We start from the raw sequence: 11,943 nt of genomic DNA, 5'->3' as shown, positions 1-11,943 counted from the left end.
CAGCCACCAGGCCGCACCCAGCCACCACCCAGCCGCATCCGCCGCCCCCGGCCCGCCCGTCCGTCGCCCCCGCCCACCCGTCGCCCCCCCCCCCCACCCGCCACCCCACCCAGCCCCCACGAAGCGGCGCACCCCCGGCACGGAGCGCAGACTGGGCGCAGACTGAGGGCAGGTCAACCCGGGAAGGTACCCACCATGTCGCCCCAGAGCAGCGAGCAGGCCGGCCGGATCATGGCAGCCGAGATGGCGGAGCAGCCCGCCGTACTGCGGCGGATCCTGGAGCAGGGATCCCCGCGGATCCGAGCGGTGGCCCAGGAGATCGCCGCCCGCCGCCCCCGCTTCGTCCTCCTGACGGCCCGCGGCACCTCCGACAACGCCGCCCTGTACGCCAAGTACCTCCTCGAGATCCGGCTCGGTCTGCCCTGCGGACTCGCCTCGATGTCGACCACGACGGCCTACGGCGCCCGCCCCGACCTGCGCGACGTCCTGGTGATCACGGTCAGCCAGTCCGGCGGTTCACCCGACCTCGTCGACTCCACCAAAGCCGCACGGGAGGCCGGCGCGATCACCCTCGCCGTGACCAACAACCCCGACTCCCCGCTGGCCGCGGTCTCCGAGCATCACATCGACATCCTGGCCGGCCCCGAGAAGGCCCTCCCGGCGACGAAGACCTACACGGCCTCGCTCCTCTCCCTCTACCTCTTCGCCGAGGGCCTGCGCGGTGGCGACGGAGCCGAGGCCGCACCGCTGCCCGGCCTGGCCGCCGAACTCCTCGCCCGCGGCGCGGAGGTGAAGCAGCTGGCCTCCCGCTACCGCTTCGCGGAGCGCATGGTCATCACCTCGCGCGGCTACGGCTACCCCACGGCCAAGGAGGCCGCGCTCAAGCTGATGGAGACCAGTTACATCCCCGCCCTCTCGTACTCCGGGGCGGACCTGCTGCACGGTCCGCTCGCCATGGTGGACAACATCTCCCCGGTCATCGCGGTCGTGACCGACGGCAAGGGCGGCGAGGCGCTCCAGCCGGTACTCGACCGACTGCGCGGCCGCGGCGCCGACCTCGTCGTGATCGGCCCCCGCGAACAGGTCGCCGCCGCCTCGGCCGGCTTCGAACTCCCCACCGCGGACGTCCCCGAGGAGCTCCAGCCCATCCTGGAGATCATTCCGCTCCAGCTCCTCGCCTACGAGGTCACGATCGCCCGCGGCCAGGACCCGGACGCCCCGAGAGCTCTCGCCAAGGTCACCGAGACCCACTGAGACCCTGCCCGCGCACTCCGCCGCTCCCGCCTCTTCCGCCCACCGCACCGCGCCCCGCATGATCGGGGGCGGCAGGTGAACTTTTTCCCGTCGCGGGACGTTGGAGAAAGTGACGAGAACAAACATCTCCCGACGCATGGACATCGGATAATGGTCTAGTCCACAATGCACGGGAAGGAGCCCGACTCCACGGAAGCCTCCGCGGGGCCGGACTCCGGCGAAGAACACGACACAGCTTCCGCTCTTCCCGCACAGAAGAGCGGAGTGGGGCGCAGCGCTCTCTGCCCTGACTGCGCACGCGCCCCCACTCGGTCCGTGGGTCCGCACACCCGGTGGCCGATGCAACTCCGGGCTGCGGTGCCGGGAGGGTTGAGGGTCCCTCCCAGGCGCCGCGGCCCGCGGGTGTTTTCGGGGGTTGTACGCTCGCACACGTGCCCTCCATGAACGATCTCGTACGCCAGCACACCGCCCTCGGGGACACCGACCTCGAGTGGCTGCACCTGCTGGTCTCGGAGTGGCAGCTGCTCTCCGACCTCTCCTTCGCCGACCTCGTCCTGTGGGTGCCCACGCTCGACGGCACGCGCTATGTGTCGGTGGCCCAGATGCGGCCGAACACCGGCCCCACCTCGTACCAGGACGACATGGTCGGCCACCTCGTGCCGCGCGGCCGCCGCCCCATGCTGGACGCCGCGCTCGACGAGGGCCGGATCGTGCGCGAGGGCGATCCGGAATGGCGCGAGGAGGTTCCGGTTCGCGTCGAGTCCATTCCCGTACGCAGGGAGGGACGCGTCCTCGGCGTCATCGCGCGCAATACCAATCTGCTGACCGTGCGCACCCCGAGCCGACTGGAGCTGACCTACCTCCAGAGCGCGTCCGACCTCGCGCAGATGATCGCGGCGGGCTCCTTCCCGTTCCCCGGCCAGCAGGTCGACATGGACGCGTCCCCGCGCGTCGGCGACGGTCTGATCAGGCTCGACGCGGACGGCATCGTCCAGTACGCGTCCCCCAACGCCCTCTCCGCGTACCACCGCCTCGGCCTCGCCGCCGACCTCGTCGGCCACCACCTGGGCAAGGCCACGGCCGAACTCGCCCCGAGCCGCGGCCCCGTGGACGAGGCCCTGGTCAAGCTGGCCAGCGGCTGGGCCCCGCGCGAGACCGAGGTCGAGGGCAACGACTGTGTGATCCAGCTCCGTGCGATTCCGCTCAAGCCGAAGGGGACGCGCATCGGTTCCCTCGTGCTGCTGCGCGATGTCACCGAACTGCGCCGCCGCGAGCGGGAGTTGATCACCAAGGACGCCACCATCCGGGAGATCCACCACCGGGTGAAGAACAACCTCCAGACCGTGGCCGCGCTCCTGCGCCTCCAGGCCCGCCGAATCGATTCGCAGCGCGGCCGCGAGGCGCTGGAGGAGGCGGTGCGGCGCGTGGGCTCGATCGCCATCGTGCACGAGACGCTGTCGCAGAACCTGGACGAGCGGGTCGAGTTCGACGAGATCGCCGACCGCGTGCTCGCGATGGTCGCCGAGATCTCCCCGGGCAAGGTCACGGGCCGGCGCACGGGCCGCTTCGGGATCCTGGACGCGGAGGTGGCCACGCCGCTCTCCATGGTCCTCACCGAAGTCCTGCAGAACGCGCTGGAGCACGGCTTCCGCGAGGGCGACCACGGCACCGTCGAGGTCTCCGCGGTCCGCGGCGGCACGAGCAAGGACGCCCGCCTCCTGATCACCGTCCAGGACGACGGCGTCGGCCTCCCCGAGGACTTCGACCCGCAGCGCGCCGGCAACCTCGGCCTGCAGATCGTCCGCACCCTGGTCGAGGGGGAGTTGGGCGGCACCTTCGACATGAAGCCGGCGCCGGAACGTGGCACCCAGGTGCTGCTGGACATTCCTGTACGGCCGCAGAGGTAGCGGCAACTTCTTTTGTACGGGGCCCACTTGGGCCTCGTACAAAAGGAACCCGCAACCCGCAAGCAACCGCAGACAGCAGAAAGCCCCGAACCGGAACGGTTCGGGGCTCAAAGCTTCAAACGGCTCTGCGCGTTGAGGGTACTGCGCGCTGCGGCTCGGGGGCGGGAGATGCGTACTCGCTGTACGCGCCGCCGGGCTCAGGTCCGTTCGGGGCGGAGTGTCAGGCGGAGGCCTGACGGGCTCGGTTGCGGGCGGCGCGGCGCTTCATCGCGCGACGCTCGTCCTCGCTGAGGCCACCCCAGACGCCGGAGTCCTGGCCGGACTCGAGCGCCCACTGCAGGCACTGCTCCACGACGGGGCAGCGACGGCAGACGGCCTTGGCTTCCTCGATCTGCAGCAGCGCAGGACCGGTGTTGCCGATGGGGAAGAACAGCTCGGGGTCTTCCTCGCGGCAAACGGCGTTGTGACGCCAGTCCATGGCTGCTCCATCTCCTAGGTATTGCTGGCAGGTTGCTTGTGAATGTGAACGCTTTCACGAATCCCCCCGCAAGTGAAGGGCCGCTACCAGATTCCTGGTGTAGGTCCTGTGAGTGAGGAGGGGTTCCGGCTCTCTGTGGGGCTGGTGTTGCGAGCCGCGTCGAGCGCCAAGAAGAGATTCGCAAACCTCGACGGCGGATACAACCCCTTCCGGAAAGTTTTTTTTGATTCCTCGGTGTCGGCTAGCTCACAGCCGTACTTCCAGGGGGTGGACCCGCGTCTAAACGTTCGAGTGAAAGGACTTTAGGCCCTTCCACTCACACAATCACACGCAGTGCACGACGTACGCCTGTGAAGGTAACGCTCGTACGGAGCCCCAAGTGGTCACCGTCCATCTGGAAGGGGAGCGGGGCCTTTGATTGCAAGGTGAAGTCCGTCAGATCGTGGAGCAGCGCCGCGTGCTTGCCGTGGGGGCCGCGCTCGGGGGTCGAGGTGAGCAGCTGCGTGGCGTAGCGAGCCATCGCGGGGGTCGACAGCTTGCTCAGACCGAGCACGTCGAGGCCGGTGTCGAAGGAGGCCTGCGGGGACGCGTAGACCGGGCGATTGCCCAGGTAGGTCCAGGGGGAGGTGTTGCAGATTATGGACAGGACGAGGTCGGTGACCGGGTCCTCGCCGGGGCGCGTGAGCGTGAGGGTGCCCTGCCGGCGGTTGGGTTCGTTGAGGAACTGGCGGACCATCTGGCGCATGTAGAGCGCGTGGGTCGAGCGCTTGCCGCGCTCCCGCTGCTGTTCGACTCTTCCGATGACGCTCGCGTCGAATCCGAGGCCGGCACAGAACGTGAACCAGCGCGCCGGCACCCCTTCGTCCTCGGTGCCCTCCGTACCGGAGGCGAGGCCGAGGCCCACGGTGCGCTCACTCCCCGTACGCAGGGCGTCGAGCAGGGCGCCGGTCGCCTCGACCGGGTCGTTCGGCAGGCCGAGGGCGCGGGCGAAGACGTTGGTCGAGCCGCCCGGGACGACGGCGAGGCCCGGCAGGGACTCCGGGCGGGGTCCGTTGTGCAGCAGTCCGTTGACGACCTCGTTGACGGTGCCGTCGCCGCCGAGGGCGACCACCAGCTCGATGTCCTTGGACTCGGCGGCCTGCCGGCCGAGGTCGCGGGCATGGCCGCGGTACTCGGTGGTGACGGCCTCCAGCTTCATCTCGCTCGCGAGGGCGTGGATCAGTACGTCGCGTGTGCGGGCACTGGTGGTGGTTGCCGCCGGATTGACCACGAGGAGTGCACGCATGCGGGAAGGGTACCTAGCGGAATTGATCTGGCCCATACCGAGGGGTACGGGTGCCCTGTTCGTCCGGGTCGGGTGCGGTGCTGTACGCCGGTTCCGCCCCCGGGCCCCTCTTGGGGCTTCGCCCCTTGCCCCCTGTCGCGCTGAACGCGCTCGTCCTCAAACGCCGGACGGGCTGGACAGTTGCCCCACGGCTGGAAGGTGCCCCCATGGAGGGCTAGGGCGTGGGCTGCTTCGGGCCGATGCCCAGGGCCTGGGTCGTGGTCGGGTTGACCAGGAGGACCAGGGAGGCGACCGCGACCGCGCCCAGGGCGATGCCCGCCGGGATGGCGATGCTGTCGGCCTGGAGGAGCTGCCAGGCGACGGGCAGGGCGAGGATCTGCGTGATGATCGCGGGGCCGCGGCTCCAGCTGCGGAGCTTCAGCAGGCCGCGGGCGGCGAGCAGCGGGATCGCGGCCAGGACGATGAGGGTGATGCCGCCGGTCTCGGCCTGTGTCGTGTTGTCGACATTGCCGCTCAGGCCCTCGATCAGCATCCATACGCCGGCCACGACCAGCGCGAGGCCTTCGAGCGCGGCGAGGGCCGCGGCTGCGGTCAGGCGCGGAGGGCGGGATACGGGCGTTTCGGGGCCGCCGGTGGTCTGGTCACTGCTCACCCTTGCAGGGTAGCGGGGCGGATCGGGCGTACGGTCCGCCCCCACCCCGCTCCCGTCAGGGGCCGGTCGTCCTACTCCTCGACGAGCAGGCGCTCCCGCAGCTGGGCGAGCGTGCGGGCCAGCAGCCGCGAGACGTGCATCTGCGAGATGCCGACCTCCTGCGCGATCTGCGACTGCGTCATGTTGCCGAAGAAGCGCAGGAGCAGGATGCGCTTCTCGCGGGGCGGCAGATCCTCGAGGAGGGGCTTCAGGGACTCGCGGTACTCGACGCCCTCCAGGGCCTCGTCCTCGGCGCCCAGGGTGTCCGCGACCGCCGGGGACTCGTCGTCGGTGTCGGGGACGTCCAGCGAGAGCGTGGAGTACGCGTTGGCCGACTCCAGGCCCTCGAGGACCTCTTCCTCGGAGATGCCGAGCCGCTCGGCCAGCTCGTGGACCGTGGGGGAGCGGCCGTGCTGCTGCGAGAGCTCGGCCGTCGCGGTCGTGAGGGACAGGCGCAGCTCCTGCAGGCGGCGCGGGACGCGGACGGCCCAGCCCTTGTCGCGGAAGTGGCGCTTGATCTCGCCGACGACCGTCGGGGTCGCGTACGTGGAGAACTCGACGCCGCGCTCCGGGTCGAAGCGGTCCACCGACTTGATCAGGCCGATCGTGGCGACCTGCGTCAGGTCGTCGAGCGGCTCGCCGCGGTTGCGGAAGCGGCGGGCCAGGTGCTCGACCAGCGGCAGGTGCATCCGGACCAGACGGTTGCGCAGCTCGGCGTACTCCGGGCTGCCGTCCGGCAGTTTGCGCAGCTCGACGAACATCGCCTTCGCGCCACTGCGGTCCTGCGGATCGTGCTGCTGCTCAGTCATGTGTCCCGCCCTACCCCGGCTGCCGCCGGGAGGTGACCCAAGGCCGCGCCCGGCCTGGCCGAAGAGCGCACCGCGCTCGCCCCTGTCGCTCCGTACCACCTGCTGCTCCGCACCCGGAGCGTCCTCCGTGTCCGGATGCGGCCGGGCCTGCTGCTCGGGAATCCCCGAGCCGGCGTCCCGGACACCGGCAGGACCGGCCACCTTGCCGGCGGTCGCGCCGGACTCGCCGCCGTCGGCCGGCAGACCCCATGCGCCACGCTCATCGCCTCGCACCGGCCCGTCCCCGTCCCTCACGCCGGCCCGGGTCCCGCGCCGCGCTGTTTGTACAGGCTGATCGAGACATTCTTGTCGTCGTCCACCGTGGACTCGACCTTGCCCGCGAGCGCGGAGAGCACCGTCCACGCGAAGGTGTCCCTCGCGGGGGCGCGCCCGTCGGTCGTGGGGGCCGAGACAGTGACCTCGAGGGAGTCGTCGACCAGGCGGAAGACGCAGCTGAGGACCGAGCCGGGCACGGCCTGCTGGAGCAGGATCGCGCAGGCCTCGTCGACCGCGATCCGCAAGTCCTCGATCTCGTCGAGAGTGAAGTCCAAACGTGCCGCGAGTCCTGCTGTGGCGGTGCGCAGCACGGACAGGTAGGCACCGGCAGCCGGAAGCCGGACTTCGACGAAGTCCTGGGCCGCGGGCTCGCCTGCGATCTGGGACACCCTCACCTCCAAGGTGGTCGAACATGTCGGGCCGAGGGCGGTCGCCGTCCGGTCCTTGTGCTACCGGCCGGCCTGCGCCTTCGGGCTCTTCGGCCCGCCGACGGGCGGCGGTCCTCCCCGCAGCGTCGTACGGGTAACGCGCCGCGTGGTCCAGCGGTGACGCTATCGCGCTCCGAGGCTCCCTGTCCCGGGGGCCCATGCGCTTGCGGCCCCTCGGGTGTCACTCATAGTAAGACTATGCGTACGGACAGTGGCTAGGGGTCTGCGGGCCCAATTGCCAACGGAGTGCGCCGGGTTGACGTACCCACGCCTCACGGGGTCGAACCCCGCCGGCGCGCACCCGCGCAAGGCGGCGGGAATCAGACGATCGCGCCGTCCACGAAGCACCAGCGCCAGCTCTCGCCGGGCTCGAAGGTGCGCATGACCGGATGCCCGGTGTCCTTGAAGTGCTGGGTGCCGTGCTGGAACGGCGAGGAGTCGCAGCACCCCACGTGCCCGCAGGTCAGACAGAGCCGCAGCTGCACCGGATGGCTGCCCACGGCCTCGCACTCGGGGCAGGTGGCGGTCAGCGGCGCCGGCTCCGGGTGGGGCAGCAGGTCAACGTGCGTGCACTCGTTCATGATTGCAGCGTACGACGCAGGTCACGGCCGTGACGGATGAGCTGCGCGGGATGCAGGGTCGGGAACCACCACAGACGGGCGCCGGGAACACGATGGATGTCTTGCCACTCCTCACTCTGGTCGCGGGCAGCGCCGCGGTCGCCGGACTCGCGCGCCGCACGCCCGTGCCCGCGCCCCTGCTCCTGGTGGCCGTGGGCCTCGCCGTGTCGTATCTGCCCGGCGTCCCCGCGTACGAGCTCGATCCGCACATCGTCCTGCCGCTGATCCTTCCGCCGCTGCTCTACACCGCGGGCGTCGAGAGCTCGTATCTCGACCTGCGGGCCAACTGGCGTCCCGTGATGCTGCTTTCGGTCGGGTACGTGCTGTTCGCGACGCTGGTCGTCGGCTACGCCGTGTACCTGATCGTGCCGGATCTGCCGCTCACCGCCGCGCTCGTCCTCGGTGCGGTGATCGCGCCGCCGGACGCCGTGGCGGCGACGGCGATCGCGCGGCGTGTGGGGCTGCCCTCGCGGATCACCACGATCCTCCAGGGCGAGTCCCTGGTGAACGACGCGACCGCGATCACCGCGTACAAGGTGGCGCTCGCGGCAGCGGTGGGCGAGGGGGCCAGCTGGGCGGGCGGCATCGGGGAGTTCGCGCTCGCGGCGCTCGGCGGTGTGGGGGTCGGCCTGATCCTGATGGTGCCGCTGCACTGGCTGCGCACGCACCTCAAGGAGGCGCTGCTGCAGAACACGCTCTCGCTGCTCATCCCGTTCGTCGCCTACGCGGCCGCCGAGGAGGTGCACGCGTCGGGCGTGCTCGCCGTGGTCGTCGTCGCGCTCTACCTCGGGCACCGCTCGTGGCAGGTCGACTTCGCGACGAGGCTCCAGGAGGCGGCCGTGTGGAAGATGGTCGCGTTCATCCTCGAGTCCGCCGTGTTCGCGCTGATCGGGCTGCAACTGCCGGTGGTCCTGAAGGAGTTGGGGGAGTACGAGGGGATCACCGCCGCCTGGTACGCGCTGGCCGTGTTCCTGGTGGTGGTCGTGGCCCGGTTCGTCTGGGTGTACCCGGCCACGTATCTGCCGCGGTGGATGTCCGCGCGGATCCGCGAGCGGGAGCCGGACGCCGGGTGGCAGGGGCCGCTCATCGTGGGCTGGGCGGGGATGCGCGGGGTGGTGTCGCTGGCCATCGCGTTCTCGGTGCCGCACGTCCTCGACGACGGCTCCGACTTCCCCGCGCGCAATCTGGTGCTCTTCCTGACCTTCACGACGGTGATCGGGACGCTGGTCGTGGAGGGGCTCAGTCTGCCCGCCCTGATCAAGGTCCTGAAGGTGCCGGGGCGTGATGTGCACGCCGAGACGCTGATGGAGGCGCAGGCGCAGAGCGAGGCCTCGCGGGCCGCGCAGGAACGGCTCGACGTGCTGCTCGCCGACGAGCGCAACGCACTGCCGGACGCGCTCGCCGACCGCCTGCGCACGGTGCTGGAACGGCGCCGCAACGCCGTGTGGGAGCGGCTCGGCGCGGTCAACGACGTCACGGGCGAGACCGCCGACGACACCTACCGCCGGCTCGCCCGCGAGATGATCGACGCCGAGCGCGAGGTCTTCGTCCGGCTGCGGGACCAGCGTCGGATCGACGACGAGATGCTGCGGACTCTGCTGCGCCGCCTCGACCTGGAGGAGGCGGCGGCTTACCGGGAGGAGTAGCGGGGGCTGCGGTGTGGGGTGGCCGCTGTCGTGCGATTGCGGCGGGGGAGGCGGACCACCGGGGGCAGGGTGGGGAGCGGTTGGGGGTGGGGAAGGGCGGTCGGCCGGGGTTGCGGCGGGGGGCTGTCGTTCGGACCGGCTTGCGGTGGGGGAAAGTGCGGCCGCCGGGCTCAGGGCGGGGAGCGGTTGGTGGCCGGGTTTGCGGCGCCGTCAGCTGGCGAGGGGCCGGTCGCGTCCGGGCGTACGGCGGGGAGTGGTCGTCGGGCAGCCGGCTCGCAGCGGGGAGGGGTGGCGGCCGGGTGCGGGATGCGGGAGCGGTCGCCGAGTGGGCTCGTCGTGACGGGGCACCGAGTGGGCTTGCCGTGATGGGGTGCCGAGTGGGGTCAGCGTGACGGGGTGTCGTCGTCGGATTCGGGGCCGGGGCGGCCCGTGATCACCGCGGCCAGGCGGGTGCCGGGTGGGAAGGTGCCCTGCTCGGTGAGGGTGAGCAGGGCGTGCAGGAGTTTGGCGACATAGAGGCGTTCCACGGGCAGGCCGTGGCGGTCCTCGAAGTCCTCGGCGAAAGCGTCCAGTTCAGGGGTGGTACGGGCGTAGCCGCCGGCGTGGAAGCGGTCGTCCAGACGCCAGTTGGGGGTGGGCGCGCCGAAGGCCTCCGTCTGGAGGCGCCGTATCTCCGCGGCGAGGAAGCCGCCGCCGACCACCGGGATGCCGAGAGCCTCCTGGCCGGGGGCGAGACCGGCGGCCAGACCCGCCAGGGTGCCGCCGGTGCCGCAGGCCACCGCCACGACCTCGGCCTGCCCGTGCAGCTCGCGGCCGAGATCCGTACAGCCTTGGACGGCAAGCGAGTTGGAGCCGCCCTCGGGGACCGCGTAGGCGTCCGCGGCGCCGGCCTCGGCGAGGATACGGGCGAGCGTCGCCGGCTGGTGTTTCTGCCGGTACGTCGATCTGTCGATGAAGACCAGGCGCATGCCGTCGGCCGCGCACTGCGCCAGGGAGGGGTTGAGGGGCCGGCCGGCCAGTTCGTGTCCGCGGACGATCCCGGTCGTGGGAAAGCCGAGGAGGCGGCCGGCGGCGGCGACCGCGCGCAGATGGTTGGAGTAGGCGCCGCCGAAGGTGACCAGCGGGCGGCCGTGCGCGGCGCGGAGGTTGAGGGCGAGCTTGCGCCACTTGTTGCCCGGGAGCGCCGGGTGGATCAGGTCGTCCCGCTTGAGCAGCAGGGTGACGCCGCGGCGCGTGCAGCGCTCGTCGTCCAGCGGGTGCAGCGGGGAGGGGAGCTGCGGTCGCAGGGCCGAGAGGTCGGGGGCGGTCACCTGTTCATTGTCCTGGTGGGCCGCGGGTCCCGCGCGACCAGACCTGCGGCAGGGAGGGAGGCCGGCCGGCTCGCGGCGTGTGGACTCGGACGTCGCGAGCCGGCCGGGGAACGGAGGTCTCCCGGTGTCACTTCAGCCGTTCCGCGATCCGCGCCCGCATGGCGCGCATCGTGAAACCGCGCGGATCGATCTTGCCCGGCTGCCATTCGAGGTGGCCGATCACCGACCGTGCCGTCCAGCCGTGGTGCCGGCAGATCGCCGCGGCCGCACGCTCGATGGCCTCCAACTGGACGGCGGGCCAAGGGTCTTCGCCGTCGCCGAGATTCTCGCACTCGAAGCCGTAGAAGTGCCGGTTGCCGTCGGTGTTCGCCTCGTTGTCCGGCGGCAGGCCCTTCTCGGCGATCACCGCGCGCAGCACGTCGTCGTCGCCCGCCCCCGCGTGGTTGGCGCGGCCGTGGCCGACCAGGTGCACCCGGCCGTCCTTGGTGATCACGCCGTGGCACAGCGGGCCGGGCAGTGAGGCGTATCCGTCGCGGCAGATCCGGACGGTGCGCTCGCTGCCCTTGGTGACGGTGTGGTGGATCATCACGCCGTGCACCGGGCCCCACGGGCCCTTGTGGTTGCGGTTGTGGTGCCGCCAGTTGCCGACCTCGACGACCGTCAGCCCTTCGGCCCGCAGGGCGCTCAGCAGACGGCTCGCGGACATGGGTGGGGCCATGCCGCCCTCCTCGTACTCGTATGCGTACGGCAGCAGCGCCCGGTTGCGCGTCGCCTCATAGCGCACGCTTGTACCGGAACTCCCTTGCGAGGGCGACTTGTTCGACCCGCGAGCGAGCCGAATCGGTCAGCGAGCCGAATCGGTCAGCGCATCGCAGGGGCGTGTCCGTCGGGCCGAGGGGGAGGGGTGCCCCGGTCCGGGGCGTCAGCCGCGCAGGAACGCGTCCCCGTTCGCCGCGGCGTGCGCCTCCACCGCCTGCAAGGCCTCCTGTGTGGCCTGCGGGCTCCCGGTACCGTGCCGCTCCGCGTAGTACGCCGCGCCGAGCTTCTTCAGGAGGTCCGCGCCCGCGCGCTGGCCCTGCACCTCGTCGAGCTTCTGCTTGCCCTGCGTGAGCCCGCGCTGAGCCTGCTCCTTGGCCCGGTCCAGGAACCCTGCCATGGTGTCTCCTCCGTCTAGTGGTGCGGTTGCTGCCCGGTGAACGT

12 protein-coding genes are annotated in these 11,943 nt (G+C 71.3%); 3 read left to right on the top strand and 9 right to left on the bottom strand.

Annotated elements, in window-relative coordinates; translation table 11 throughout:
• The first annotated feature begins 195 nt into the window (after positions 1-195).
• Both BLT97_RS09500 and BLT97_RS09495 read left to right on the top strand, forming a co-directional pair.
• Positions 196-1,254 (top strand): SIS domain-containing protein, encoded by a 1,059-nt coding sequence (locus BLT97_RS09500; RefSeq protein ID WP_093608321.1) that lies wholly within the window; start codon positions 196-198, stop codon positions 1,252-1,254.
• 440 nt (positions 1,255-1,694) lie between these two features.
• A complete protein-coding gene (locus tag BLT97_RS09495) occupies positions 1,695-3,161 on the top strand; it encodes a sensor histidine kinase (protein ID WP_093608320.1) in 1,467 nt (488 codons plus the stop codon).
• A gap of 220 nt (positions 3,162-3,381) precedes the next feature.
• Here the strand turns inward: BLT97_RS09495 and BLT97_RS09490 are convergent, their stop codons facing one another.
• From BLT97_RS09490 to BLT97_RS09465, 6 genes are all read right to left on the bottom strand, one after another.
• Entirely contained in the window at positions 3,382-3,639 is a 258-nt protein-coding gene (locus tag BLT97_RS09490; protein ID WP_040248489.1) for a WhiB family transcriptional regulator, read from the bottom strand.
• A gap of 316 nt (positions 3,640-3,955) precedes the next feature.
• Entirely contained in the window at positions 3,956-4,924 is a 969-nt protein-coding gene (locus BLT97_RS09485; protein WP_093608319.1) for a diacylglycerol/lipid kinase family protein, read from the bottom strand.
• 214 nt (positions 4,925-5,138) lie between these two features.
• Complete coding sequence (locus tag BLT97_RS09480; RefSeq protein WP_093608318.1) at positions 5,139-5,576, bottom strand: hypothetical protein; 438 nt, start codon at positions 5,574-5,576, stop codon at positions 5,139-5,141.
• Between the two features lie 71 nt (positions 5,577-5,647).
• A complete protein-coding gene (locus tag BLT97_RS09475) occupies positions 5,648-6,718 on the bottom strand; it encodes an RNA polymerase sigma factor SigF (protein ID WP_093608317.1) in 1,071 nt (356 codons plus the stop codon).
• Complete coding sequence (locus tag BLT97_RS09470) at positions 6,715-7,128, bottom strand: ATP-binding protein (protein ID WP_093608316.1); 414 nt, start codon at positions 7,126-7,128, stop codon at positions 6,715-6,717. The genes BLT97_RS09475 and BLT97_RS09470 overlap by 4 nt, the downstream gene beginning before the upstream one ends.
• Before the next feature lie 359 nt (positions 7,129-7,487).
• A complete protein-coding gene (locus tag BLT97_RS09465) occupies positions 7,488-7,748 on the bottom strand; it encodes a UBP-type zinc finger domain-containing protein (RefSeq protein WP_093608315.1) in 261 nt (86 codons plus the stop codon).
• Positions 7,749-7,840: 92 nt separating this feature from the next.
• On the opposite strand from BLT97_RS09465, the gene BLT97_RS09460 reads away from it, so the two are divergent.
• The gene (locus BLT97_RS09460; protein ID WP_093608314.1) at positions 7,841-9,433 is read left to right on the top strand and encodes a Na+/H+ antiporter; all 1,593 of its coding nucleotides are present in this window, start codon (positions 7,841-7,843) and stop codon (positions 9,431-9,433) included.
• Positions 9,434-9,816: 383 nt separating this feature from the next.
• On the opposite strand, the gene BLT97_RS09455 is transcribed toward BLT97_RS09460, so the two are convergent.
• The 3 genes from BLT97_RS09455 to BLT97_RS09445 form a co-directional block, all read right to left on the bottom strand.
• Positions 9,817-10,743 (bottom strand): 1-aminocyclopropane-1-carboxylate deaminase/D-cysteine desulfhydrase, encoded by a 927-nt coding sequence (locus tag BLT97_RS09455; RefSeq protein WP_093608313.1) that lies wholly within the window; start codon positions 10,741-10,743, stop codon positions 9,817-9,819.
• Between the two features lie 127 nt (positions 10,744-10,870).
• Positions 10,871-11,461, bottom strand: coding sequence for a peptidoglycan recognition protein family protein (locus BLT97_RS09450; RefSeq protein ID WP_093608374.1), 591 nt, complete (start codon positions 11,459-11,461; stop codon positions 10,871-10,873).
• Between the two features lie 204 nt (positions 11,462-11,665).
• Positions 11,666-11,899, bottom strand: coding sequence for a hypothetical protein (locus BLT97_RS09445; RefSeq protein ID WP_093608312.1), 234 nt, complete (start codon positions 11,897-11,899; stop codon positions 11,666-11,668).
• Between the last annotated feature and the right edge of the window lie 44 nt (positions 11,900-11,943).

Source organism: Streptomyces indicus, assembly GCF_900100315.1.
GTDB classification, from domain to species: Bacteria; Actinomycetota; Actinomycetes; order Streptomycetales; family Streptomycetaceae; genus Streptomyces; species Streptomyces indicus.
The sequence above is the reverse complement of the archived record's forward strand: the minus strand, read 5'-3'. Positions and strand labels throughout refer to the sequence as shown.